We start from the raw sequence: 26,998 nt of genomic DNA, 5'->3' as shown, positions 1-26,998 counted from the left end.
AGATGGAAGGCACAGTAATTAACTGGATGGGCGCGATTGCGGGATTGATTCTGGCCGTCGTATTGATTTTCAAAAAGGTTAACCCGGTCTACGCACTCTTTTTAGGCGCGATTGCCGGAGGGATATTAGGCGGGGCATCCATTGCAGAGACAGTACAATATATCATCGACGGAACGAATAGTGTTATGGGGGCAGTTGTACGTGTACTCGCGGCTGGTGTGCTGGCCGGGGTATTGATTGAATCAGGGGCAGCCGAACGAATGGCCGAGACCATAGTAGATAAGCTTGGCGAAAAGAAAGCGTTATTATCTATAGCGCTGGCAACTATGATTATTACAGCGGTAGGCGTATTCATCACAGTCGCTATCATTATTGTCGCTCCAATCGCTTTGTCCGTAGGTAAGAAGATCGGCATTTCCAAAACCGCTTTGCTGCTCGCACTGGTCGGTGGCGGTAAAGCCGGTAACATTATTTCACCGAACCCGAACACCATTGCCGTAGCTAAAGGCTTTGATGTAGATTTGGCTCAGGTCATGATTCATGGATTCATCCCAGCCATTGCGGGTCTGATTGTCACTGTTATTATTGCTAATCTGCTGGTCAACAAAGGTGTGAAAATTGCAGAGGGCGACGTTGTAACTAAAGAGGAAGACAGTACTAAGGTTAAACCTAGCTTTGGCCGTGCCATCGTCGCTCCAGTTGTCGCTATTTTACTTCTAGCCATTAACCCAATCGGAAATATTCTAAATATTGAATTGCTGAAATCATTTAAAGTCGATTCTATGATCATCTTGCCTCTTGCCGGCATTATTGGATTGATTGCTATGAAACAAACGAAGAACATCATTTCTTTTACAACCTCAGGGTTAAATAAAATGACAGGTACAGCCATTATCCTGATTGGTGCTGGTGCTATCGCTGGTATTATCTCGAAATCGGATTTGAGTGCTACTGTTGTAGATGCAATAACGTCTATGGGGATTTCCGGAACGTTCCTTGCGCCAATTGCAGGGATCCTGATGGCGGCTGCTACAGCATCAACCTCTACGGCTTCTATCGTGGCTGCCGGATCATTTGGTCCCGCTATTCTTTCGATGGGCACAGCGCCGCTAAATGCAGCAATTATGGTGCACACCGGGGCTACAGTCATTGACCATCTGCCACACGGTAACTTCTTCCACGTGACCGCTGATTCCGTTAAGATGAACATTAAGGACCGGATGTCACTGATTCCTTATGAAAGTCTCGTGGGTCTGACGATGGCTATCGTCGCCACTATATTATACGGCTTCATCCTATAATTTATATTTGCAACTAGAAGGGACGGATATTCTATGAATAAAGACTTTGTCATCGTATTGGCACCGGATTCTTTCAAGGAAAGTATGACAGCCAAAGAAGCTTGTGAAGCCATGGAAAAAGGCATTCATAAAGTAAATTCTAATATTACTTGTATTCATGTACCCATGGCAGATGGCGGCGAAGGAACGATGCAGTCCTTGGTCGATGCAACGGAAGGTACAGTATATATAACAAAAGTTAAAGGGCCACTGGGCAATGAAGTTAGCGCATCCTACGGAATCACAGGAGACGGGCTGACAGGGGTGCTGGAAATGGCTAGTGCGAGTGGCATTCAGCTGGTATCCCCAGAGACACGTAACCCGTTGATTACAACTACCTACGGGACAGGACAATTAATCAAAGCATGTCTGGATCGTGGGGTCAGCAAGCTGCTGATCGGTATCGGTGGCAGTGCCACCAATGACGGAGGCGCCGGGATGGTGCAGGCATTAGGCGGCAGGCTGCTGGATGCCGAAGGCAATGAGCTGTTGTTTGGTGGTGGTGAGCTCGGCAGATTAGCCCGTATTGATCTGAGTGGATTTGACCCTCGCCTTAAGGATGTACAGGTTGAAGTGGCCTGCGACGTTACGAATCCATTATGTGGTCCGACTGGGGCTTCCAATGTATTTGGTCCGCAAAAAGGGGCTACTTCGGATATGATCAAACAGCTGGACAGCAATCTGCATCATTATGCGAGTGTCATCAAAGAGCAATTGGGTTTCGATATTATAGATATGCCTGGTGCTGGTGCAGCGGGTGGCCTTGGGGCAGGACTGGTGGTGTTCTTAAACGGAATATTAAAAAAGGGCATTGAGCTTGTGATCGACTATACTGGACTTGAAGAAAAAGTGCAGCAGGCGGACATGGTGTGGACCGGGGAAGGAAGCATCGATTTCCAGACTCAATATGGCAAGACCCCGCTTGGCGTTGCTGAGGTCGCTAAGAAATATAATAAACCTGTGCTGGCCTTTGCGGGACGGATCGGCGATCAGACGGAAGTGCTGTATGATAAAGGGATTGATGCTATTTTTGGGATCATGCCAGGTGCATCTTCATTGGAGGATGCTTTGAATAAAGGGCAAGAGAATTTGGAAAGAACGGCTGAGAATGTGGCTAGGTTAGTCATGCTGAACCAAGGAAGCTGATTGAATTATACAAAGTGATAGAGGGGCTGACTGAACGGAGTCAGCCCCTTTTTTCTTTTTTAAGGTAGAAGCTTTCTGAGTAGAATATAAAGGGACAGGAGGTACAGACATGAAGATATCGAAATCACTCGCAGGACAAATAGCACAAGAAATGATGAGCGTAGTTCCTTATAACATTAATGTTATGGATGAGAGCGGCTTTATTGTAGGAAGCGGAGATCTGAAACGGGTCGGAACCTTACATGAGGGAGCGAGAATAGCCATTCAAAGTGGGCATGTCTTTGAAGTGTACGAGGATGGCAGCGGCATGAAGCCGGGGGTGAATGAACCCATTATTATAGATCATAAAGTTTTGGGTGTGGTAGGTATTACGGGACATCCAGATGAGGTTAGGCCGTTTAGTAAGCTGGTCAGAGTCACTACTATATTACTTATTGAGCAGGAAGCAAGGAACAAGCTGGAACAGGATGAGCGAGTAAAACGTGTGAAATTTTATCATGAATTGTCTTATCGTAAAGAAGCATATGATCTTGAGTTTCTGGAACGGGCGGGCAGCTATGGGCTTGATCTTAAGAAAAAATGCTGGGCGATCCTAGTGGAAGGCGATGTGAACGGAAAAGAATTCAAAAATGTATTTAGGTCCTATCCACATTACTGGAATTTGGAGAATGATAAGGCGGTTTTTTTTATAACGGATGTTTTTCTTTATAAAGAGCTCATAGGAAAACTAAATTCATGTGCGAATGTGGGGCGAATAGGTTCTGGCGAAGCAGAGGAGTTAGCTGCTTATTCACTTGAACAGGCCCAGGCGGCGATTAGTGTTGGTAGTAGAGTCGACCCGCTCAAGATACTGTACACTTATGAAGAACTAAGATTCTTAATTCATCTCTCCTATGACGGGGCAGAACGGCCCGGGACGATTTATGCTCTACTGGATCAGTCGGGCGATAAGACAGGCCTGATTGAAACACTGCAAGTATTTATTGCTGAGAATGGGGACCATAATCGTACTGTACAGAAGCTGAATATTCACCGAAATACACTGAACTACCGGCTTAATCGCATTCATACATTAACGGGCAAAAATCCACGCAACTACATGGAGTTGTTTGAATTGTTGTGCGGATTGATGTGGCGTAAGTAGTCTAAATCCCCCTATTCCAATTGCCATCCTGATTTTATAGGCATAAACTTAGATAAGCTTGTATAGATAAATTAGGACAGGGATGGATAGGAATGAATGAGAAAGTAGTAATGAATGATAAAGTAGTCATGCCATTATGGACCATGTGCCTTTTTATCGTAGTGATGAACACAACGATGTTTAATGTATCACTTCCAACCATTATTCAGGATCTCCAAATTTCTGCTGATCTAGGTTCATGGGTAATTTCGAGCTATTCGATTGGATATGCTTTATCGACGGTTATTTATAGCCGCTTATCAGACGTGGTGCCGATTCGGAGACTTTTGACCGTTGGCTTAATTACTCTCGGGTTGGCCTCAGTGTTTGGATTATTTGCGCATGACTTTAATACATTATTGATAACGAGAATAGTACAATCTGCTGGCGCGGGTGCGATGGCTGGATTGGGTCTCGTACTGGCTAGCCGTTATGTGCCTATTGAAAGACGTGGTGCGGCTATCGCCATGATCTCCGCAGGGAGTGCAATGGCCTTTGGTTTGGGCCCGATTTTTGGTGGTGTCATCAGTCAGTATTTTGGCTGGAACGGGTTATTCGGAATTACTTGCCTTGTGCTTGTTGTATTGCCAGTACTGCTGCGGTTATTACCTAAGGAACAGCCGAAGCCTGCAAGCTTTGACGTTATTGGGGCGGCGCTGACCGTTGTAAATGCAGCAAGTCTGCTGGTAGCCGTAACCACCCAATCTCTGGTATGGTTGGCAGTGGGCGTAGTGTCTATTATCGTGCACGCTTGGTATTTGAAGAAGGCGAAGGAATCCTTTATTAACCCGCAGCTGCTAAAAATGCCGGGATACTTGAAGCTAGTTACCATAGGCTTTTGTATTCTGGTGCTGAACTTGGGGAATTTGTTCCTGATGCCGCTTGTGCTCGCTAATCTGTTTGGTAAATCCGCGTTGATGATTGGTTTGTTTATCGCACCAGGTGCGTTATTATCCGCATTTCTTACCCGTTTTGTTGGACGTTTTATTGACCGGTATGGCAACTTGCGCTTCTTAATCATAGGGCATTGTATTCTTGCCGCTGTTATGGCTGCATTTGCGCTGAACCTTTCTGTATCTCCTGTAGTTCTTCTGCTTGGTTATTTTTGCTTCTCTCCGGCCTTCTCGGCGACAATGGCATCCTTAAATAATGAAGCTTCTCGGGTTCTTCCGCGAACTTGGATTGGTTCAGGTATGGGGCTTTTACAACTGATTCAGTTCTTTGGAGGTTCTGTATCTGTTGCGGTCTGTGGGCTGTTGCTGCATGCTCAGCGTGATCTTGCGCCGGCAAAAGCCTATGAGCATGTATACGGACTGTTGCTCCTTGTCAGCTTGTGTTCGTTAGGAGTTCTCCTTTTATATAGACGTTCTTATTCCAAAAGTAATGCTGGGCAATCTATACAAGCTTAGAACTGAAACGAAAAGGTGATAAAAACGTATCAGATGCTATAGCAGATATAAGGAAGGAATGGTAATAATGGATAACGGGATGAGTGTAGTTTTAATCGAAAAAATGCCAGAAGGTGATCTACGAGTGATTGAAGAGCGTACGTGGAGCATGAATATGATAACTGCACTTGAACATGTCAATTATATAGTGGTGGGCAGTAAGGAATATGAGGCGGTTGAAGGACGACTGAATGTGGATGAGGGCAAGCTGGAGCTTTTGCTTGTTCCGATGCACACTGAGGGATAGAAGATCATCAGGGAAGGAGAACCTTACGATGGCTAAAGATGAAAGGGATAAGGAATTGCCTGCATCAAAATTATTTACCGCAGATGGCAAACCCATCCGTGTATTATCAACATCGCTAGGCATAGCCTTATTAGCGAATGCTATGTTTATTCCTGGCGGAGCGGGGGCTAGCGCGAATACTTCTGCGGGCGAACCACAGCTAGTCTCTTGGTCTAATGAAGAGGTTAAAGCTTATTTTGATAAAAATGTGGATTGGAATATTCCCTACCCCGAAGAAGGTACGAAAGAGGTAGAGGAGCAAGGCCAAGGCGTAGTAACTTCAAACGGAACAACGGTAGTGAATAACTATGGCGGTTATCATTCAGGTTTTGGCTGGACGGATTTGCTTCTGTATCACATGTTGTTTAACAGCGGTGCCAATTACTCCTCCAGAGGATGGGCTAAGGACCGTCCTACCTATTATGGAGGCACGAGAACCACTTATAAACCACCTACTTATAGCAGCGAAAAGTTCCAGAATAAAAAGGTGCCCGGTTCTGTAGTGAAACCTAAAACCTCAACCTCATCCACGGGTTCCATCACGAGAAGAGGTTCCTCTTCAAAGAACGGAATCGGTGGCACTTCCAGTGGCTTAAACTCTTCGAAGAACTCTAAATCAAGCTCAGGCTCGAAATCTTCATCGAGATCTGGTTCCAGCAAGAGTGGTTTCGGCGGATGAGTGATCAGCAGAGCGTGTTTGAGATTCTAGATTTGTCTGATCTGGAGCGGGGCCCACGGGTACAAGCGCTGCATGAGCTTGGGTTCACTTGGGCAGATCTAGAGGAAGAAGAGTACTGGATGGATGCAATAGCTGTGATGCGCAGCGACATTTATAAAGAGCTTGAGGAAGCCTCCGCAAAGCTATGGGCTATCCTCGATAAAGCGGTTCGGTATATACATCTAAAACGCGATTTGTATGAGCTGCTGGGCATTCCTCCTGTTCTTTGGGAGATGCTTGATGGGTTTCCTATTCCGGAAGAAGGTCTAATCAGTCGGTATGCAAGGTTCGATTTTGCGATAGCTAATGATGGAACCATCAAGCTTCTGGAACTGAATGCCGATACACCTACAGGTTATGTGGAGGCTTCCATAGCAACACCTTGGATCTGTGAACAGGCGGGTGTGACTAGTCCAAATCATGCGATGAAGGAACAACTTGCCGCAGCCTGGCAGATAGAACGACCAGATACCGCAGCTTGTGTTGCTTATGGCTCTCATCTTGAAGATTCGGGTACGATTGAAGCCTTGGCCAGACATAGCGGGCTTACTATTCAGTGTGTGGATTGTCTCGATCTGTGGGTCGATGAGGGCATTTTGAAGGACGGGGAGGACCGGGTGATAAAGCGGATGTTCGCCCTATATCCTAAAGAGTGGATGGCCGTCGATGAGGGTGGAGATGCACTTGCCTATGCTGTTGAACAGGGAAATCTTCAGCTTTTTAATGGACCACACAGTATCCTGTTGCAGTCTAAGGGATTGATTGCAGCTGTGTGGGGAATGTATGAGCTTGGCTTATTATTTGACAATGAAGAGCGTGAAGCGATCTCACGTTATATTTTGCCGACTTATAATAAGCCTGTGTTCTCTGGCAGCTTTGTGTCCAAATCTGTATTTGGCCGCGAAGGCGGTTCTGTACGTCTCTTTGACGATAGTGGAACTCTAGAAATTGAGGACGAAGAGGGTTATGATAGCAGTCAGCTTTTTCCCTCTGTATATCAAAAAAGAGCTGAACTAGCCCGAATACACACCGCCAAAGGTGAATTCCACCTACTGACAGGCATGTTCGTCATTAATGGGAAGCCGTGTGGGCTGCTCGGCCGGGCTGGCGGACTGATTACGGGCAATGCCAGTCATTTTATCGCGTTGGGAGTGAGATAGTTGGATAAAAGTAAGGCTATAAACAAGTCGTCTACCAGATTAGTAAAGGCCCGGATCGGGGCTTTATGTATGATGCTTCTAACGGTATTGCTGCTTAGTGCATGTTCCAGTAATCAGGGGAGTGTGTTTGATTCAGGCACTGCCGAAACTTCTGACAGTGTTGCACGGGTACCTTGGGATTACCGGGTTGTGGAGAGTACTGTAGGTGATCTAATTGGTAGTGATATGACGGTGTTGCCGGATAATGAGCTGCTGCCGAATGATGAGAATTATGCTACTGGCGATAAAATATGGACACTGCAGTTCATGGACGCTGAGCTGATCACAGATGCCGACCAACGCAATGAAGTCCGCCTCTCTTCCTGGACGACCATTAAATCGTATCCCGATGAAAAAACAGCAGTCGAGGATCTTACCAACCTTAAGGTATCGGTAACTACAGATGTTGATCTTGTAGGAGTATACAAGACAAAATATAATGAGAAGACAAGAAACTTTGCCGTCCTCGAGCTGCCTTCCGGCAACCGGATCAAGCAGCCGATAGACGATGAGCGTTATGCAGCATTAGAGAAAGAAAAGACCGCTTCCGTAGTCCTTGAGGAAGTACATGATTTCGCCGATTATGACTCGGCATATGCGAAATTTCGGGGGTGGGCAAAGTGACGATTGTTGTTAATTTAATAGTCAGTATATTTGTGATTATTCTTCTGCAATTGTTGGGTATGGTTATCTTTGGCTTGATGACCCCGTTCAAGGATATGGAAGAGCTGAAAAAAGGGAATGTGGCTGTAGCTCTAGCGCTTGGCGGCAAATTTCTCGCTACAGCAATTATCATTGGAGTAGCGGCGTATACGAATACCTCTATTCTGCATATGATCATTTGGTTTGCTGTCGGTTATGTGTGCCTCATCGCTGCTTATTGGATTTTTGAATTGGCGACCCCAAGCTTTAAAATTTCAGAACATCTGGAAAAAGGCAATGTGGCAGTAGGCACCATGCTCTGCTTGGTGTTTATCGGCACAGCATTTGCAGTCAGCAGTTTGATTGTTTAGTTCACAAATCGCAGATGGACATGGATAAGGCTGCCCTCAGTAATAACCTCGAGAGGCAGCTTTATTAATGTGAGGAAGGGATGGCAGATGCATTTTTTTCTGAGAATATCCAACAGGATGATGCGTTTACGCAAACGGTCGATCGGTCTGATTATTTTGATCTTTATAATTCTTAGCGCATCGATAGCTTACCTGCTTGAACCGAGTACATTCCACAACTGGTTTAATGCCTTCTATTGGGTTATGACAACGATGGCCACCGTTGGGTATGGGGATTATTTTGCCGAGACTGTAGTGGGTAAGCTATTCACCATGTTTCTATATATTTTTGGGATTGGTCTTCTCAGCTTGGTTATTGGCAAGGTCATTGACTCTATTGCAGAGGTGCAGAGAAGGAGAGGAGCAGGAACTTTGAGCTTCCGGGGAAAGGATCATGTGATATTAATCAATTGGAGTAAGAAAGCGCAAGCTGCGGTAGATGAGGTGTTATGCTATTCACCTAAATGTCATATCGTCATCATTGATGAGATAGGACGGCATCCGCTGGAGCATATGGAGCAGGTCCACTTTGTAAGCGGTGATGCTTCCAGCGATGAGATTCTCCTTAAAGCTAACATACACGAAGCCAGGGCAGCCATTGTGTTCGGAGACACACGGATTGATGAAGCATCGCTAATTGACGGGAAATCTCTGCTTATCGCCTCCAGCATTGAGCGCATAGCGCCACAAGTACATACTACCGTAGAAATTATGCAGGAGAAGAATATACAGAATTTCAGGCATGTTCAGGTCAATGAATTCGTTCTGTCGCATGATGCCATTTCTAGATTGGCAGTCCGATCCGCTCTGCAAGAGGGGAATTCAGAGGTGATTACGCAGCTGCTGAGCCGCCAGTATGGGGATGATATTTATGAGATTCCAGTGAATAGTGCATGGAAGACCTATGGGCAGGCGTTTCAGGAATTGCTCCTTCAAGGTGCAACTTTACTCTCGGATCGTAGTGACCTTAGCATCAATCGCAAGCTGGACCAGCCTATTCCTAAAGAGGCTAGATTATATATTGTTTCGGATGAAGAGACGTATCGGAGAATTAAAGGTTAGGTCAGTGAGCGAGTAAAGCGGATTTTCGGGAGAATGGCTTCTCGGAATTCCGCTTCTTTTTGTTTGCCGTTCCTTCCTTAAGGGTAAGAGATGAATATTATCGTTACTCTACCTTTCGGAAGGAGCCATTGTTAATGAGTGAACAGCAAAAAGTGAACGGAAATAGCAAAAATGAGCAACTGGAACAGTTTCGCAGTAAGGACGAAGGTCACGCTTTAACAACCAATCAGGGATTGAAAGTGTCCGAGGATGAGTTCTCCCTAAAAGCCGGTGACCGGGGGCCAACCTTGCTGGAGGATTTTCATTTTCGGGAAAAAATGACCCATTTTGATCACGAGCGGATTCCTGAGCGGATCGTGCATGCACGCGGATTTGCCGCCCACGGGGAGTTTGAAGTATATAAATCGTTGAAAGAATATACGAAGGCGAAATTCCTTCAAGATCCGTCCGTGAAGACCCCGGTGTTTGTCCGGTTCTCAACGGTAGCAGGATCACGGGGTTCAGCCGAAACTGTGCGGGATGCCCGGGGCTTCTCGACCAAATTTTATACCGAAGAAGGCAACTATGATTTGGTAGGCAATAATATGCCGGTCTTTTTTATACAGGATGCGATTAAATTCCCTGATCTAGTGCATGCGCTTAAGCCGGAGCCGCATAATGAAATGCCTCAGGCAGCATCAGCCCATGATACCTTCTGGGATTTCATCGCCAATAATCAGGAATCGGCCCATATGGCGATGTGGCTGATGTCCGACCGCGCCATTCCGCGCAGCTTCCGGATGATGGAAGGGTTTGGAGTTCACACCTTCCGTCTGATCAATGAACAGGGGAAAGCGCATTTTGTTAAATTCCATTGGAAACCAGTGCTTGGTGTACACTCTTTGGTGTGGGACGAAGCACAGAAAATATCCGGAGCGGACCCTGACTTTCACCGCCGTGATTTATGGGAATCGATTGAAGCCGGCAACTTTCCGGAATACGAGCTGGGCATTCAGCTTCTTAGTGAAGAAGACGAATTCAAGTTTGATTTCGATGTGCTGGACCCTACAAAGCTATGGCCAGAGGAAGACGTGCCCGTGCAGATCGTTGGGAAAATGACCTTGAACCGCAACGTGGATAATGTTTTTGCCGAAACGGAGCAGGTGGCTTTCCACCCTGGACATGTAGTGCCAGGGATTGATTTCACCAATGACCCGCTACTTCAGGGCAGATTGTTCTCTTATACGGATACCCAGCTGATTCGGCTTGGGGGTCCTAACTTTCATGAACTGCCGATTAATAGACCGGTGTGTCCTTTCCACAACAACCAGCGTGACGGATATGGGCGGCAGACGATTAATCAGGGCACTGTGAGTTATCATAATAATTCTCTGGCCCAAAATACGCCGAGACCTGTCCCAGAGGCAGAAGGCGGTTATGTGCATTATCAAGAAAAGGTTGAGGGCCGTAAGGTACGGAGCCGGAGTAAAAGCTTTGAGGATCATTTTTCACAAGCCAAGTTATTCTGGAATAGTATGAGCCCTCCGGAACAATTGCATATTATCGAAGCTTATTCTTTTGAGCTTGGAAAGGTTAAGAGTAAGTCGGTCCGACAGCAGGTCGTAAATATGCTTGCTAACATTACCTCCGAGCTTGCTGTACCTGTGGCAGAAGCCATTGGAGTAGCGGCTCCAGAAGTTGGCGGTTCCGAGGTTACTCAAGCTTCCCCTGCCTTAAGTCAGGCTAATACGAAAAAACATCCCAACACGCGGAAAGTAGGCGTGATTATCGGAGATGGTTTTGATGAAGCTGCGGTAATGCCTGTGTTGGACACGCTTATGGGAGCTGGGATACAACCGGAGCTAATCAGTGATAAGCTTGGATTTATTAAAGGCTCAAGCGGCACAGAGCTTGAAGTCATCCATACCTTGTCCACTACAGATTCGGTGCTCTTCGATGCGATTTATGCGGCGGGTGGAAATGCGGAACGCAAGAAATTCCATAAAGATGCAGCGTTATTCCTCAACCAAGCCTATGCACATTTTAAACCTATCGCGATGACGACAATACTTGCTGAGCTGCTTGCAACAGATGAACATAGAAGCAGTCCGGGAGTCATAATAGGCGATGGTGGGGAAGTTTTTGCGGCTAGCTTCGTTGCGGCCATTACTGCCCATCGTTTTTGGGAACGTATGGAATAAAGTAAGTAGATGACAGAAAAAGGAGGATCTGCTCGTCAGAAGGCGTGTGGATGCCTCTTTTTTTTCATCTAATGGTTTCATAAATTTAACATTTGGATTAAGGATGTGATGTATATTACCGTTATAGATAATACTAGGCAATATAAGCAGATGCTTAGAGAGGTGATTTTTTGAGGAAAGAGATAGCTGTTGCTATAGTGGTACTTACAGGTTTTACAGCATTAACAGCATGCGAGCAAACAGCAATGCCGGCATCAACACCCTCGCCCTCCGCGAATGTTCATACAACAGAGCCACCGAATCCTACGGGTTCGGCTAATAATGATATGGGGGACCCTTCACAGGAATTGGATGCTTTAGAGCAATTTATTGTTACGAAGCTTACCGGCTCGTCCGGTGTTTATACGAATTTAATTGAAACAGAGCAATCCGGGGAAGCAGCAAGCGGCCATGAGATTCTAAGTGAGTCTGCCTCTCTGAGGATGCTGGCAGCCGTACGGAGTGGTGAGAAAGAGCGATTTGCAGAAGAATGGGCGCTGGCTAAGCAAACCTTTGATATGAAGGGTGGTTTTAGCTACCGATATAGCCCTAAACAACAGAAATTATATCCTGTGAATGCTGCAGTTGATGACTTACGTATCATTCGTGCGCTTTATGAAGCGGGGGATACGTTTAGAGATAAACAATATACAGAAGAAGCGGCTAAGTATGGTGAGAGGTTTTATAACTATAATGTAAAAAATGGATATATGTATGACTTCTATGATGAAAATTACAAAAAAACCAACACATTCGTTACTTTATGTTATATTGATTTAGGTACAATGCAAAAATTGTCGGTTTCTGGAGAATCTCGTGACTTTTTGTTGAATAATATGAGCGTTATTCTGAAAGATGGATATTTATCAGATGAGTTTCCCTTCTATGAAACAAGGTTTAATTATGAGAGTGGAACCTATAGTTCGGAGAATATCAATACAGTAGAATCGCTACTGTCTATTCTGGCTTTGGCAGAGGTAGACCAGCAGAAATCCTCCAGCATTAATTTTATCAAGCAGCAGGTCGAGGCTGGCACATTATATGGACAATATTCGCGTGAGGGAAAGCCGCTTAACGATATTCGCTCAACAGCCATTTACGCCATTACGGCTATGATTGGTGCCGAGACCGGAGACGATGCACTCTATCGCAAAAGCATTGAAAGAATGAACGAGTTCAGAATAACCGATGCCGGCAGCTCACTGTATGGAGGCTTCGGCGATGTAGCTAGTGGCCAAGCCTATTCCTTTGACAATCTGATGGCGGCATTGGCTTATGTCTATTAATTTAAACCTATAGTAACGAAGGTGAATCTGCATGATAAACAACACGGTGAAATCACCTCTGAGGCAGGGGATGACACTCGCTAACCTACCGTTGCCATTGTCCCCGGCTTTTATCACTGCTGTTGGAGTGTTGCTTATAACCATCATCGCCTTATTTACCGCCCCGTATGTCGGAATGGCGGATAATGGTGATTTTTTTCGCAGCATCTATAGTAACGGAATTTATTTCAATCTGCCGGATTATGACGAGCAATACTTTGGTTATTTTGTAAAGCAATATGGAATCTTTCAATATTTTAATGAGAATGGCGCTACATTATTTTCTTCACAGTCCTTATTTATCCAGCTGGCCATTGGACTTAATAAGCTGTTTTTTAGCAGCGAGGTTTTCGATATCCGGTTTCAAGCAGTCATTTACACGATTTTATATGTTGCGGCGATCTACTTATTAATAGAGGCTATTACATGGGGGATGACCCGCAAGCAGGGATGGGTCACTGCAGGTATTGCTATTTTTATATTTGGAGATACCGGGTATACCGCTTATTTCAACTCCTTTTACGGCGAGAGCGTCGTGATGATCACGATGATTACTATGTTCGCAGCTTGGTTGTTGTTATATCAAAAAAGATACAATGACTACGTGCTGCTGGCCCTGTTCTTGATCAGTACGATTATCCTGACTACTTCCAAGCAGCAAAATGCGCCAGTGGGTATAATCATTGCGGTTCTGGGGTGTTCAATCCTTTGGATTCGCAGGGATAAGATCTTTCGTATTCTGACCCTGGTTTCCCTTGCTTTGATCCTGTTCGCAGGTGTGTTCACTTATTTGAATATCTCGGATGAGTTCGTGAATATTAACCAGTTCCATGCCATGACCCGAGGGGTGCTGAAGGATTCCTCCGATCCGGAGAAGGCACTGAAGTCATTCGATATTGATGAACAATATGCCATCTTGAAAAATAGCATTTACTACGAGAAATACGGAACTATTGATGTGAATTCACCAATCCTCCAAGAGAACTTTTACAGTCGTTACGGATTTGTTTCGATCCTTAAATACTATATATCGAATCCGGATCAGCTTAACTCGATTCTTAATGTAGCTGCTCAAAGTGCATTCTCGATCAAACCAGCGGCGATGGGCAATTACGAGCAATCTGTTGGGAAGGAATTTCGAGCACAGAGTCACTTTTTTACTGGATACAGTCAGCTGAAAAAGGCTTTAGCACCACGAACGATAGGTTTTATCTTCCTTTGGACAGTGCTTGTCATCGGTCTGTATATGCCTTCCTTCGTAACAGCCATTAAGGCACGCAATTTTAGAGGATTGCAGCGGATGGTATTGATTGTCGCTACGATAGGCATTGGTCTTTCAGGCATTTTTGTATCGATTATCGGTGCCGGTGATGCCGACATTTCCAAGCATGAATTCTTGTTCACCTTATCTTTTGATTTGGTGACCTTTTTGACAGTATCTAGTGTGATCGGACGCAGATTCTCGAAAAATCGCAAAAAGCCGGTTAACGAGAGCCCCACCACTTCTAGTCCATTTACAAAGCCTCAAAAGGATGTGAGTGTTTGAAGCGCAGAGGGATCTTATACTGTATATTGCTGCTGATGCTGAGCTTAACCATCCTATTGCTGCCCGCCACTCCTGTTCAATCTGCTGCATCGCCACAACAAGTCTTACTGCTCTATGACAGCCTTGCCAAGGGGACCTCTAAGGATGGAAATGTGACTGAACTTCAACGTCTGCTGGCAGCTTACTCGACAAAGGTTACACTTGGAAGCCTAGATCAATACGAGCAGGGGATGCTGAAAAATTACTCCAGAGTGATCATGGTCCGTAACGAAGCGGATATTTCGATCACGAATAAATCCTATATAGAGGATTGGGAGCATTATCAGGGGCAGTATTTGCATATCGGGTACAACCCACCCGCTAGTCTAACGAAGGCGTTACAGCTAACCACTGATGTGATCTATGACGGGAGTGCTGAGCTCGAAATCGGACAGTTCTCCGGAATTCAAGCTAAGGTGCAGGATATGCCTTATATTGTAGCGAGTCAGGCGGTCAAATCCTTCGGGCAACTCTCTTTTGCGGAGGAGGGTCTGCAAGCACCGTACGCTGTGAGTAAGGGGAATGATACATATGCCCCATATTTTGAACAAGGGAATGTCAGTACGCTAGGGATGGCGTATGTTCTGAAGGATTGGCTCCATATCACTGCTGCTCCTAAAATGTACCTTGCGATCAAAGAAATCTATCCTTTCTCCGATCTGCGACTGCTGGCAGAAACGGGTGAGCGGCTGTATCAACTGGGGATTCCGTTTCTTGCAAGTGTGCGGCCTGTGTTCAGCAATACCGACTATCCGGCCATGCAGCGTTATTTAGTGGCTATGAAAAGTGTGCAATCCAGCAATGGAAGCATTCTGGTCAATGCCCCAGTGGTGATGCCAACGATAAGCTCCGGTGACCATACGCTTAAAGGAAAGATGAATGATTTCATCAATCTGTTGGCCGAAAACGGGCTTGGGCCGCTTGGAGTCGGAGCGGAAATGCATTGGTCGTATGACAAAGAGTATTCAGAAGCGGGGATGAGCTTTTTTGATTCTGTGGTGTTATATCCAGATGAACAGATTGATTATATGGAGCAGAGCGACACCTCTAAATCCTTTCCATCCTCTTTATATAGCGTTCCGCTGGAATTTCTTCAAGCTTTGCATACATCCAATAAAGTGATACCGCATTTGCCGATGGATACTGTAATCACCGTCGACATGCCCGAGGATGAGCGTCAGCTTGAAGAAATGCTGCAAAGTCTGGAACGGAATTGGGTTTCTTTTGCCGATTATAAGCAAGAAGAGCATCAGGTCGTTACTGATCAGAACACAATCTCCTCATTAGATGGAATGATTTCTATTAATGGACAACCTCTAAGCCTGGACTATACACCGGAAACAGTGGATAGCGATTATCGCTACACAGAGGAGCAGCAAAAGAGCTTCACCCGACTTTTTAATATTCAGAATCAATTTTTTATTGTTGTGATCATGATTTCTCTGCTGCTGTTTGGCGGATTGTTGATGATCGGATACCGGTTATATCGCAGAAAGTTTTTGAAATGAGACAACTAATCGTGATTTGGAGGACCCTATGACGATTTCAGACGTGCTGATGGTGATTGCGGTGATCTGTATTTGGTCTCTGCTGCTGGTGAATGTGACCCTCATTATCGCGGGCTATCTATATTACATTAAATCCGAAAATGAGGATATACCAGAGATAGAGGGCGAATATCCTTTTGTTTCAATTATGGTTCCCGCTCACAATGAGGGGGTAGTGATTTGTAAGACGGTTGAATCTCTGCTGGCGCTGGATTATCCGCAAGATCGGTATGAGATTATTGTGATTAATGATAACTCCTCTGATAACAGTGCCGAGCTGCTTGCGGGCATACAATCCCGAAATCCGGGGCGTCAGCTGGTAGTCATTAATACGGATGCAGTTACAGGAGGCAAAGGCAAATCCAATGCCTTGAATATAGGCTTTACCAGCTGTAAAGGGGAGCTAATCGCCATTTATGATGCCGACAATACTCCGGAGAAAACAGCTTTGCGTTATCTGGTTGCTGAGATCATGCATGATTCCAGCCTCGGTGCGGTGATTGGGAAGTTCCGGACCCGTAATCGTGATGCAAGTTTACTGACCCGGTTCATTAATATTGAGACCTTATCCTTTCAATGGATGGCTCAAGCGGGACGCTGGAAGCTGTTCAAGCTTTGCACTATTCCGGGAACCAATTTCATTATGCGCAGGTCAATTGTGGAAAGCATCGGTGGTTGGGATGTTAAAGCGATAGCCGAGGATACAGAAATCAGCTTCCGGATTTATATGATGGGTTACCAAATCAAGTTCCAGCCGAAATCCGTCACGTGGGAGCAGGAACCACAGACCCTGAAGGTCTGGTTCAAGCAGCGAACCCGCTGGGCGAAGGGCAATATTTATGTCATTGTCAAAAATATTCCGCTGCTGTTCAATAAATCGGCCGCAAAGGTGCGGTTCGATATTCTTTATTTTCTATCCATTTACTTCTTACTGCTGCTGTCGTTAATCACCTCGGATGTGCTGCTGATCCTGCATGCTTTGGGTTATGTGCATACTACTATTGCAGGTCTTAGTAATTTCTTATGGCTGCTCGCTATTATTCTTTTCGTTGTGGGGACCTTCATCACGCTAACGACAGAAAAGGGCGAGATGAGCTTGTCCAATCTAGGGATTGTAATGTTGATGTATGTGTCTTATTGCCAGCTGTGGATGGTTGTCGCGGCTAACGGATTATATCTATATCTGAAAGACCTCATCTTCAAAAGAGAAGCCAAATGGTATAAGACGGAGCGCTACTAACGAGGCACCAAAAAGTCATATGAGAAAAATGTAATCACAGGAGAAACAGAACATGAAGATAAAAAAACAGCTGGTTATACTGTTAACCTGCCTCTCCCTTTTGTTAATTCCAATCCATCCTGCTGCCGCAGAGACGTTGCCGCAGGATCATAAGTCCACTTACACAACCTCATTTACGGGAACGGACTCGTCCTTAACAGGTTCGAGTGCCCAGCAGCAATATTTTGAGGTTCTGGATTATTGGAATGTGGATCAAGTAAAGATCAAACTGCATTTTCAAATTTCACAAATTACCGAAGAGCAGATTTCTAGTGTTACCTTAACGCTAAACGGCAGCCCGTTCTATACGTTTCGTCCGTCACTACAAGACAACGGCGAACAGCTGTTGACCCTTGTGGCGCCCAAGGGGTTTCTGAAAAAAGGGACGAATACGCTGGGCATTCAGGGCTATTTAAAGACAGATCGTCAAGATGACCTCTTTTGTTCGGTCGATGAAACGTCGGATAATTGGCTGCATCTGTTCAATACGTCCAGTATTAACGTGATTTATACCGCAAAGCCCTTGAGTGGAGGGATCAGTGACTTCAGCGAGCGATTCGCCGGGATAGATACCTTAACGAAGAATCAGAGTATTCTGACTGTACCGGACAAAAGCACAGCGGCAGAAATGGAAGCAGCCACTTATGCTCTCTCCGGGCTTGTTAAGGGGATTACGTTAAATGATAAGACTATTCCCTTGCTTCCCTACCGGGCAGACACTGTGCAGAATAAGGCCGCAGTTGTACTGGTAGCTATGTATGACAGAGTACCAAGCGGGCTGAAAGCTCAGCTAAGCTCCACTGAAGATTTGGGTACGCACGCGCTGCTCCAGCTAGTGAATAAGGATACCCAGCCCACCTTGGTTGTAACCTCGAAGGATGAGAACTTGCTGATTAAAGCGGGTCGTTTGATTGCTAATCCAGAGCTGATCGGGCAGATCACTAGTGATCTGAAAACAGTAACGGATGCTACAGAAGTATCAGCACCTGCGCTTTCGATTAGCTCTAACATCACGTTCACTGAGACAGGTGATAAACTGACCGGGGCACATCATCAGGAGCAGACGTATTTTATTTCATTGCCAGCGAACCGCTCGATTGCCGATTCCGGTAAAATCAGCCTGGATTTCCGTTATGCACAGAATTTGGATTTTACTCGTTCATTGGTTACCGTGAGCATCAACAATACTCCGATTGGCAGTAAGAAGCTGACTAAGGAACTGGCGAATGGCGATATTCTTAATCTCTCGGTGCCTCAGAACTTGAATATCTCCGGAAATTTCTCGGTGACAGTGGCTTTTGATTTGGAGATCGAAGGAGCCAGATGTATTATCGATCGGGATCAAATGCCATGGGCTTATATCAGTAAAGATTCTGTAATGCAGCTGAATACGAAGGATCGCACGGATCTCTTATTTAATAACTATCCATATCCGTTCATCCGCGATGGGATCTATAATCATGTGGCGGTTGTACTGCCCGAACAAATGGATGATTACGCCTATTTAAGTGTATCGAATATCTTTAATCTGCTTGGTAAATATGCCAGCGGAAATATAGGGAATATCCAGTTCTATACCGATACCGTCAACGCCGATCATTTGAAAAATAATAATATCATCGCTATTGGTGCTTATAAGAATAATAAGGTGATCCGTGATCAGAATGCTAAGCTTTATTTTCAATATAACGGAGATGGAACCACAATTCGCTCCAACGAGAAAATGAGTATTGAAGAGCAATACGGCGCACGAATCGGAACACTGCAGCTGATTGATTCGCCATTTGAGGCGGGACGTGCATTGCTCGCGGTTACAGGGGTCAGCTCGGAAGAGTATTACTTAGGATCTAAACTGCTCGCTACAGAACGGGACAAGTGGAAGGTGTTTGGCGATGGTGCAATCGTTGATAAAGACGGTAATGTCAGCGCACACCGCTTCAAAACGATCACTGGAGCAGCCGAGGACTCTGTGGCCCAGAAAATAATGGAACGGTCGGATGTACTCAGTTTTATCATCGTGATTTTACTGGTGCTGACGCTGGTGGTTCTATCGCTGATCCTGCTGCTTCGCAAACACATGAAGAAACGTGGTGATAAGCGTGAGACGTAATCGCAGCTTAGTGTCGGACATCGCTCTCTTATCATTCCTGGTGTTATCGTTCCTCTGTATCGTCTTTATTGCGGGTGCACCGGATGATTACCTCCAGAATATTATCATTTTAACGGTGGCTTTTATTCTGGCCATTGTTACGTATTTTACGACGGTCACTGCGGGTCTGGTCTTGAATCTGGTGTTTATCTTTGCTTACGGATTCTACACGATGTACCAGACGATAACGCTGGGGGAAACGATTAGCCTGAATACTTATTTCTGGTTAATTATGACTCCGCTATTAACGGTCGTTCTATGGGTATTCACTTTAAGCAGCCGTGATTTGCAGGTGGAGAATGAGCAGCTACGCAAAAAGACTGCCAATATGGCTATCGTCGATGAAAACACAAATTTGAGGAACAGTATTTCTTTTCAGACGGATGCTACATTATTTACAAGCATTTCGACTCGCTATCAGATTCCGCTCACCCTGCTAGTGGTGAAGGTGAAGTATTGGAAAGAGATCAGACGGATCATTCCTGAAGATCAGCTGGCAGAAGCTATCTATGACGTGTCTCAGCTTAGTCAGGCGAGTATTCGTACCAATGATGCACTCTATCTGCTAGATAAGGATGAAGCAACATGGGGCCTGCTGCTGTTCACGGACAGCGATGGGGCGAAGATTGTGATCGAGCGGATTAAGCTCAAGCTTCAGGAGTTGAATGACAATAATTTCTCCAGAAAATATAAGGTCAGCCTGGGTCTTAAGATTGGGGCGGTCGAATACCAAGCCGGCACGATTGAGAATCCGCTGGATTTCATTGTTCAGGCCAAAAAACAGCTGGAGTACGACGTGTAGACCAGCTTAAAAATCAACAGTTTCACTATCAGCCTCTGTATGGATGGCGATGAGCACGCTTGCCGGCTCATCGCCTTTATTTATGACCAGATGTGGCACACAGGCATTCCAGCTAAAGGAATCCCCCGCTTGGAACATCCCGAAATCTTCACCTTGCTCCGCATAAACCTCACCTTTTATTACTAAATGGACCTCTTTGCCTTCGTGCGCCTGCGGAGTTTCACCCGTAGAAGTACCCGGAGGGAAATGGACAAGCACCATTCGTACACCACCTGCCGAGCTTAAATGCTCAACTTGCAGTTTATCACTTCCGCTACTGGTGATTTGCCGCTCCTTGGAGCGTACCACCTGCATCCGCTCTTCCTTTTTTAACAGCAAATAAGCCAACGGAACGTTCAGCGCATCCGCAATCAGGCTAAGGGTTGCGATCGAGGGAGAGGTCTTATTAGTCTCAACCTGGCTCATAAAACCCTGTGACAGGCCAGTAGTTTCACAGATTTGGGCAATCGTTATATGTTTTCTTTTACGGATTGTACGAATGTTTGAACCTATATTCATTAGTAAAGCTCCTTTTAATATTAGTAATAACAAATATATTTTTATATTAACAAATTATTAATTGACATACTAGCTAGGGGTTTATAATATTAACTTTACAAATATTATTTTTGTATTACAAATATTTTGAAGGAGTGTTTAGTATGAAGGCACCTTATATATATGATGTCAGTCTACCTTCCGGTTACGATGAGAATCGGGTTTATCCGGTTATCTTCACCTTGCATGGCAAAGGTTCCAATGAGAAGAATATGTTCGGGCTTGTGGAGTCCTTGTCTGAAGAGTTTATTATTATCGGGATTCGGGGAAATATGATTTTAGGGGCAGGATTTCAATATTATGATCTCAAAAGTCTAGGTCATCCCATCCGCGAGCAGTTTGATCAGGCTGTATCGCAATTGCAGCAGTTTATCGAATACGCCACCGACAAATACCCTATAGATGCTAAACATCGTTATCTGCTTGGCTTCAGTCAAGGAGCCATTTTGTCCATGACACTCGCGCTTACAATGGGGAATTCGCTTCGGGGAATTGTGGCGCTGAACGGTTATGTTCCGGGGTTTGTGAAGACGGATTATGAGCTGAGGAGTGTGCAGGAGGTATCGGTCTTCATCTCGCATGGTGAATATGATTCTGTATTTCCAATTTCAGTGGGGACAGAAACAGCCGCTTATTTCGAAGGTCTAACCCCATTATTAACCTTTAAAACTTATCCTTCGGATCATGGTGTATTACCGCAGAATCAGCAGGACTTGATCGCTTGGTTACGGCAGAACTTAGGGAGTGATAAACTATGATACCTTCTTACTTTATTGCCCATGGTGCTCCTTCTCTGGTACTTGATAACAATGCATATACGAAATTTCTTGGGGAGCTCGCTGAGAGGAATGTCAAACCGAAAGCGATTGTTGTATTTTCTGCACATTTCGAAGAACACACACAATCGGTTGGAGTTATGGAGACTTTCGACACCATCTATGATTTCTATGGCTTCCCAGATGAGATGTATCGAATGACTTATCCTGCCAAAGGGGACAATGAGGTTGCACAGCAAATTATGTCTCTGTTCCACAAGAATGGGATTGCCAGCAAATTAAATACAGAGCGTGGACTAGATCACGGAGCTTGGGCTATTCTTAAATTAATCTATCCGAATGCAGATATTCCTGTCGTATCTTTGTCAGTTAATCGAGAGTTGTCCAATGAACAGCAATATTTAATGGGTAAGGCTTTATCTGAGCTGCGTGAGCAGGATATTATGATTATTGGCAGCGGTGGAACCGTCCATAATTTGCGTAGCGTGAAGTGGGGAATGGAGAACGTCGAGAAATGGGCGGAGACATTCGATGACTGGCTGCAGCACAGGGTGGAAGCTTGGGATACAGAGTCGCTATTTAACTATCAGGAGCTTGCTCCTTATGGCGTTGATGCAGTGCCGACTAGTGAGCACTTTATCCCCTTGATAATAGCTATGGGAGCTGGCGATAAAGGGAAGGAAGCGAAGCTGCTGCACCGAAGTTATCAGTATGGCAATTTAAGTCTTAGCTGTTGGGAGTTTAATTAAGAAGGAGGCATTAATGATGGACTTGGGACTTCGTGGGAAATCAGTTTTTGTAGCCGCAGCAAGTAAAGGGTTAGGACTCGCAACTGCGCTGGAGTACGCCCGTGAGGGAGCGAAGGTAATGATCGCCAGCAGGAGTATGGAGCAGCTTGCAGACGCACAGAAAGAGATTCAGGCAGCCACAGGACAGCAGGTGAACATTGTTCAGATGGATGTGACTGTCCCAGAGGATATCGTACATGCTATTCAAACGGCTGTAGCCCAAAACGGTGGGCTTGATATTGTAGTGACCAATGCGGGGGGGCCTCATGGCGGAGGTTTCGCTGATATGGAAGACGCGGATTGGAACCAGGGGTTTGAGCTCACACTGATGAGCACCATTCGTTTGATCCGTGAATCACTGCCGCATCTGCGCTCTTCTGGGGCAGGGCGAATCGTTAATATAAGCTCGATTTCTATCAAGCAGCCTATTGAGGGGTTGATTCTTTCCAATGTTTTTCGCGCTGGCGTGTATGCCTTGACCAAGAGCTTGGCTACTGAGCTGGCTGCGGATCGCATTTTAATTAATACGATCGCACCAGGGCGTATTGCAACCGACAGGATTCTTCAACTAGACGGCAAACGCGCGCAAGCAGAGGGGATCCCTATGGAGCAGATTCAAGAGGAAGCGCTGCTGCAAATCCCGTTAGGAAGATTGGGCACGCCCGAAGAATTCGGCAAGGCTGCTGTTTTTCTAGGCTCTTTTGCGAATACTTATGTTACGGGACAATCTCTTTTAGTCGATGGAGGAATGGTGAAATCGCTCTAACTCCGGCGTTATGGGTAGGCTTGGAAAGGTTATGGAAATATTAGTAATTTCAATATTAGTTGCTTTGTGCTCTAAATAAGCGTATGATGGAGCGGTGGTCTAAATCGTAAGATTTACGAATTTTCCTACGTTTATTAGGTTATACTATATATAAACCTACAGATCATTTGGATAATTTACCATAAAGGCTCCACGAATTTAATCAGAAGGAGGACGATCAGAATGAGAGAAGGCATACATCCTAAGTACAACCAAGTGATTTTCTTGGATGCAAGCGTAGGCTTCAAATTCTTGAGTGCATCTACTAAATCATCCAATGAAACTATGGAATGGGAAGACGGCAACACTTACCCAGTGCTCCGTGTGGACGCAAGTTCCGCATCCCACCCATTTTACACTGGTAAACAAAGAGATACAGAACAAGGCGGCCGTGTTGACAAGTTCAAACAACGTCTTGCACAAAAGAAATAAGAATCCTTACGGATTGAAGAGGGACAACCCATGTAGAAGCAATCGCTTCGGGGATGTCCCTTTTTTGTGTTCAGGCATGTTAAAATGAGATGAATTTAAAAATATACATGGCGTCGAGGGAGCGATCAGTGATGGAAAATGTAATAAAAGTAGATACAGTCCTAAAGAGTGAAGACGTTCAGGAGTTTAACTTATGGTTCAGCTTGAATAGCCGGATTATACTCAACTCTTTTAGCGTAGTCGCTTACTTTATGATTTTGTTATTAATTACTAAGGATTACAGTACTCAAAGCATCTCAATCCTGGCTGTGACTGCTATAATTCTTGCCGCTGTCTTATGGTATATGACCAAGGCAAGCTTGATCAAAAAATCGAAAAAGGCGTTCAAAACAGATAACCTAATTCAGCAACCGCAAAATTATACGATTTCAGATGAAGGCATATCTTATCTTTCCGAAGCGGGCACTGGGCAAGTGAAGTGGGAAGAGATACATAAGATAGGTGAAACTACGAACTTGTTTGTGTTTTTTGTGTCCACACAGAGAGCGCTGATTATCCCTAAACGTTTCTTTGAATCGGCACAAGATAAAATAACATTTAAGGATTTAGCCAGAAAATATATGTTCTCCAATCGGGTGAAATTTAAAGCATAAGATGTGCTGTTATTGTTGATTCATTTGTACCAAGGATTAGGCTATAATGATAGGAGCGACTTGAAAAATAGGAGAAATATGGCATGCCATGGATTCAGGGATATCCGTATTACTTATTAATGGGCAGTGTTCTAAGTCTGTACATGGGCGTCAGCTCCTATCGGCACCGTAAGTTAGCAGGGAGACGCTATTTGTGGATCTTAATGCTGTTAGTCAGCCTTATATTTGTTGCAACGGCGGGAGAGATTATGTCACCCTCTTTTCAGTCTAAGCTGTGGTGGAAGAATGTACAGCAGGCTCCGCTTTTTTTTAGTGCGCTCTTTACTTATGCTGTGGTAAAAGAATACGTATCTCCTTCCACAGGGCGCCTGCCCGTGAAGCTTGCCATCTTCTCTATCCCTATTGTTATGGATGTACTTCTTATTTTTACGGATAGCTATCATCATCTGATGCGCAGTGAAGTGTCCGTCCTGACGGTTGCGGGTGTTAGTGGAATTGCTGTAAAGCCTACGCTCCTTAGTATGGCTTTTATTGCGTATGATCAGCTTTTTGGGCTATATGCAGTCTGCTTGCTTGCAGTTTCCCTACTGAATACCCCGAGAGTTTATTTGCGGACTAATGTCCTGCTGTTGGCGGGTTTGCTGGTTCCGGTTATTTCCGTCTTTTTACTCCCCCTCTTGAAGATTACCATTACAGGTTTTACGGCGTTTACTTATTTGCCTGCGATTATAGCGGCTTATTTTGCACTTTTTGTTAGCTCCAAATTAACCATCTTCCCTCTAACCAAAAACAAAATTCTAGAGCACATGAAAGACGGCGTAGTTCTGACTGACCGTTATGATAATATCATTGGCATAAACGATGCGGCGACTGCTATTTTATACGACATTACCGGAATAGCGAACGATAATTGGATGGGAAAAAACATTGATCTTTTTACGAAGTCTCACAAAGACATTGCAGCTCATTACAGTCAGAGGACGGAAGGACAGTTTGAGGTAGTTTGTTCTGGCGCAGGGGAGCTCTGTTATGGGGTTTCTTTAATTGCTACGGAGCATGCGACAATAGAGAATAAGGGTATGCTTATTGTGTTTAGTGATCATAGTGAGAAAAAGCGATATGAGCGTGAACTGGTCTATCAGGCAACGGTTGACGATCTGACAGGGCTTTATAATCGCAGGCATTTCATGCAAAGGGTTCAGAATCAAACGATCCCGGATGGATTAGGGTTGGCTCTGCTGTTATTTGACATCGATGATTTTAAATTAATTAATGATACTTATGGTCATTTAGCGGGCGATCAGGCGTTAGTTGATTTCTCGAATAAAATACTTCAGGTATACCAGAATAAAGGTATTGCTGGAAGAGTAGGTGGCGAGGAATTTGCTGTATGCTTTTTCGCTGAAGATAAACGTGCAGCCTTAAAAGAAGCAGAGGATTTTCGTACAATGATGAGTGATTACACGATAATCTTGAATGAACAGGATAGCATTCATCTTACCGCAAGTATCGGAATCTCTTTTACGGAGCGTAGAGAGGTGACTTTCGAAGATTTATATCGGGAAGCGGATGAAGCGTTATATCACTCTAAGAATACAGGGAAGAACAGAGTTACGTTAGGTCGTGAACCGATCATAAGAGAAACAGTAAAGGGATAAGAACATCGAAGATAAGGGAGTGGCCTAATGAATCTGACTGTTGATGAAGTGATGAGCAAGCTTGAGGAGATGGGTACAGAGCAGACGAAACGTACTTTCTTACGACATGGCGCAGTGGAACCTTTATTTGGAGTAAAGGTAGGGGATATGAAGAAGCTGGTTAAGGATGTGAAAAAAGATCAGAGTCTGGCAAGGGCTTTGTATCAGACAGGCAATTACGATGCAATGTATTTGGCTGGACTAACGGTCAATCCTAAGAGTATGACGAAGGAAGAGCTTCAAAGCTGGGCTTCGGCGGCCAGTTGGCATGCGGTAGTGGAATATATAGTATCCCCTCTCGCCGCAGAGAGTCCATATGGATTGGAACTTGCGAGAGAGTGGATTCGTTCCTCGGATGAACTAATAGCCATTTGCGGCTGGAGCACTTATGCCAATTACATTTCAATTACACCGGATGATAAGCTGGACATCGCTGAAATTAGGGAGTTGTTACAACAAGTAGGCGCTACTATTCATCGGGAGCGGAATCGTGTCCGTTATACGATGAATACTTTCTTAATTATGGTGGGCAGCAGTATCACAGAACTGCATGAGGAGGCAGCAAAGATCGCAGCAGGTATAGGTAAGGTCCAGGTGAACATGGGACAAACCGCTTGTAAAGTTCCTATGGCTGTTGATTATATTGCTAAGGTTGAACAAGCTGGGAAGCTTGGTGTGAAGAAGAAAACTTGTATTTGCTAAGTTAGATATTTAGGTAACCCTTCAAGGTGAAAGGCACTTGTGGGGTTTTTTTTATTCCGGGAAAAACAAGTGTTTCAACCCTGCGGAAATTGTTTAAATTAGCAGCAGTCAAAATTTACATAGAAGAATTAATGAAGCCTTATTCAAGTAATCTTTTACAATGATGTAGAATAGAAAGGGGTTTATAGTTAGAAGACAGGACGGAGGC

At 44.9% G+C, this 26,998-nt stretch carries 25 protein-coding genes; 24 read left to right on the top strand and 1 reads right to left on the bottom strand.

Annotated features, from left to right (window positions below):
• Positions 1-2 precede the first annotated feature (2 nt).
• The 17 genes from NSQ91_RS30895 (at position 3) to NSQ91_RS30815 (ending at position 20,340) form a co-directional block, all read left to right on the top strand.
• A complete protein-coding gene (locus NSQ91_RS30895; RefSeq protein WP_076303547.1) occupies positions 3-1,301 on the top strand; it encodes a GntP family permease in 1,299 nt (432 codons plus the stop codon).
• A 33-nt stretch (positions 1,302-1,334) separates the two neighbouring features.
• Positions 1,335-2,486 (top strand): glycerate kinase family protein, encoded by a 1,152-nt coding sequence (locus NSQ91_RS30890; RefSeq protein ID WP_076124101.1) that lies wholly within the window; start codon positions 1,335-1,337, stop codon positions 2,484-2,486.
• 109 nt (positions 2,487-2,595) lie between these two features.
• On the top strand, positions 2,596-3,630 hold the full coding sequence (locus tag NSQ91_RS30885) for a CdaR family transcriptional regulator (protein WP_076181893.1): 1,035 nt from the start codon (positions 2,596-2,598) through the stop codon (positions 3,628-3,630).
• A gap of 92 nt (positions 3,631-3,722) precedes the next feature.
• A complete protein-coding gene (locus NSQ91_RS30880; RefSeq protein WP_256716463.1) occupies positions 3,723-5,078 on the top strand; it encodes an MFS transporter in 1,356 nt (451 codons plus the stop codon).
• 67 nt (positions 5,079-5,145) lie between these two features.
• Positions 5,146-5,364: a hypothetical protein gene (locus NSQ91_RS30875; protein WP_036682196.1), complete on the top strand. Its 219-nt coding sequence runs from the start codon at positions 5,146-5,148 to the stop codon at positions 5,362-5,364.
• 28 nt (positions 5,365-5,392) lie between these two features.
• Positions 5,393-6,082: a hypothetical protein gene (locus NSQ91_RS30870; RefSeq protein WP_076303548.1), complete on the top strand. Its 690-nt coding sequence runs from the start codon at positions 5,393-5,395 to the stop codon at positions 6,080-6,082.
• Positions 6,079-7,281, top strand: a complete 1,203-nt coding sequence (locus NSQ91_RS30865; RefSeq protein ID WP_076278261.1) for a glutathionylspermidine synthase family protein — start codon at positions 6,079-6,081, stop codon at positions 7,279-7,281. Before NSQ91_RS30870 ends, NSQ91_RS30865 begins: the two co-directional genes overlap by 4 nt.
• A gap of 69 nt (positions 7,282-7,350) precedes the next feature.
• Positions 7,351-7,944 carry a hypothetical protein gene (locus NSQ91_RS30860; RefSeq protein ID WP_232061559.1) on the top strand — a complete coding sequence of 198 codons (594 nt, stop codon included), beginning with the start codon at positions 7,351-7,353 and terminating at the stop codon, positions 7,942-7,944.
• Positions 7,941-8,333, top strand: coding sequence for a DUF350 domain-containing protein (locus NSQ91_RS30855; protein ID WP_038573772.1), 393 nt, complete (start codon positions 7,941-7,943; stop codon positions 8,331-8,333). The genes NSQ91_RS30860 and NSQ91_RS30855 overlap by 4 nt, the downstream gene beginning before the upstream one ends.
• Before the next feature lie 87 nt (positions 8,334-8,420).
• Complete coding sequence (locus NSQ91_RS30850; RefSeq protein WP_076191641.1) at positions 8,421-9,434, top strand: potassium channel protein; 1,014 nt, start codon at positions 8,421-8,423, stop codon at positions 9,432-9,434.
• 134 nt (positions 9,435-9,568) lie between these two features.
• On the top strand, positions 9,569-11,614 hold the full coding sequence (locus tag NSQ91_RS30845; protein ID WP_076218254.1) for a catalase: 2,046 nt from the start codon (positions 9,569-9,571) through the stop codon (positions 11,612-11,614).
• Positions 11,615-11,784: 170 nt separating this feature from the next.
• Complete coding sequence (locus tag NSQ91_RS30840) at positions 11,785-12,939, top strand: glycosyl hydrolase family 8 (RefSeq protein ID WP_256716464.1); 1,155 nt, start codon at positions 11,785-11,787, stop codon at positions 12,937-12,939.
• 31 nt (positions 12,940-12,970) lie between these two features.
• Positions 12,971-14,524, top strand: a complete 1,554-nt coding sequence (gene wsfD / locus NSQ91_RS30835) for a glycan biosynthesis hexose transferase WsfD (protein WP_076303549.1) — start codon at positions 12,971-12,973, stop codon at positions 14,522-14,524.
• Positions 14,521-16,071 carry a hypothetical protein gene (locus NSQ91_RS30830; RefSeq protein WP_081391777.1) on the top strand — a complete coding sequence of 517 codons (1,551 nt, stop codon included), beginning with the start codon at positions 14,521-14,523 and terminating at the stop codon, positions 16,069-16,071. Before wsfD ends, NSQ91_RS30830 begins: the two co-directional genes overlap by 4 nt.
• Positions 16,072-16,099: 28 nt before the next feature.
• Positions 16,100-17,350: a glycosyltransferase family 2 protein gene (locus NSQ91_RS30825; RefSeq protein ID WP_036682179.1), complete on the top strand. Its 1,251-nt coding sequence runs from the start codon at positions 16,100-16,102 to the stop codon at positions 17,348-17,350.
• A gap of 52 nt (positions 17,351-17,402) precedes the next feature.
• On the top strand, positions 17,403-19,499 hold the full coding sequence (locus tag NSQ91_RS30820; RefSeq protein WP_081391778.1) for a cellulose biosynthesis cyclic di-GMP-binding regulatory protein BcsB: 2,097 nt from the start codon (positions 17,403-17,405) through the stop codon (positions 19,497-19,499).
• Positions 19,489-20,340, top strand: coding sequence for a diguanylate cyclase domain-containing protein (locus NSQ91_RS30815; RefSeq protein ID WP_036682174.1), 852 nt, complete (start codon positions 19,489-19,491; stop codon positions 20,338-20,340). Before NSQ91_RS30820 ends, NSQ91_RS30815 begins: the two co-directional genes overlap by 11 nt.
• A gap of 6 nt (positions 20,341-20,346) precedes the next feature.
• Here the strand turns inward: NSQ91_RS30815 and NSQ91_RS30810 are convergent, their stop codons facing one another.
• Entirely contained in the window at positions 20,347-20,898 is a 552-nt protein-coding gene (locus tag NSQ91_RS30810) for a helix-turn-helix domain-containing protein (protein ID WP_076191653.1), read from the bottom strand.
• A 143-nt stretch (positions 20,899-21,041) separates the two neighbouring features.
• Between NSQ91_RS30810 and NSQ91_RS30805 the strand changes: the two genes are divergently transcribed.
• The 7 genes from NSQ91_RS30805 (at position 21,042) to NSQ91_RS30775 (ending at position 26,790) form a co-directional block, all read left to right on the top strand.
• The gene (locus NSQ91_RS30805) at positions 21,042-21,695 is read left to right on the top strand and encodes an alpha/beta hydrolase (protein ID WP_076181909.1); all 654 of its coding nucleotides are present in this window, start codon (positions 21,042-21,044) and stop codon (positions 21,693-21,695) included.
• A complete protein-coding gene (locus NSQ91_RS30800; RefSeq protein WP_076181911.1) occupies positions 21,692-22,462 on the top strand; it encodes a DODA-type extradiol aromatic ring-opening family dioxygenase in 771 nt (256 codons plus the stop codon). The genes NSQ91_RS30805 and NSQ91_RS30800 overlap by 4 nt, the downstream gene beginning before the upstream one ends.
• Before the next feature lie 16 nt (positions 22,463-22,478).
• Positions 22,479-23,267, top strand: coding sequence for an SDR family oxidoreductase (locus tag NSQ91_RS30795; protein ID WP_076303550.1), 789 nt, complete (start codon positions 22,479-22,481; stop codon positions 23,265-23,267).
• Between the two features lie 222 nt (positions 23,268-23,489).
• Positions 23,490-23,738: a type B 50S ribosomal protein L31 gene (locus NSQ91_RS30790; protein WP_036682161.1), complete on the top strand. Its 249-nt coding sequence runs from the start codon at positions 23,490-23,492 to the stop codon at positions 23,736-23,738.
• 131 nt (positions 23,739-23,869) lie between these two features.
• Complete coding sequence (locus NSQ91_RS30785) at positions 23,870-24,391, top strand: YcxB family protein (RefSeq protein WP_076124082.1); 522 nt, start codon at positions 23,870-23,872, stop codon at positions 24,389-24,391.
• Positions 24,392-24,474: 83 nt separating this feature from the next.
• Positions 24,475-26,049, top strand: coding sequence for a histidine kinase N-terminal 7TM domain-containing diguanylate cyclase (locus tag NSQ91_RS30780; RefSeq protein ID WP_076303551.1), 1,575 nt, complete (start codon positions 24,475-24,477; stop codon positions 26,047-26,049).
• Between the two features lie 33 nt (positions 26,050-26,082).
• Positions 26,083-26,790, top strand: coding sequence for a DNA alkylation repair protein (locus NSQ91_RS30775; RefSeq protein WP_076303640.1), 708 nt, complete (start codon positions 26,083-26,085; stop codon positions 26,788-26,790).
• Positions 26,791-26,998 lie beyond the last annotated feature (208 nt).

Origin of the sequence: Paenibacillus sp. FSL R7-0048, assembly GCF_038004505.1 — a bacterium.
GTDB lineage: Bacteria > Bacillota > Bacilli > Paenibacillales > Paenibacillaceae > Paenibacillus_AQ > Paenibacillus_AQ odorifer.
Note: the sequence above shows the minus strand (reverse complement) of the source record. Positions and strands in the feature narration are given on the sequence as shown.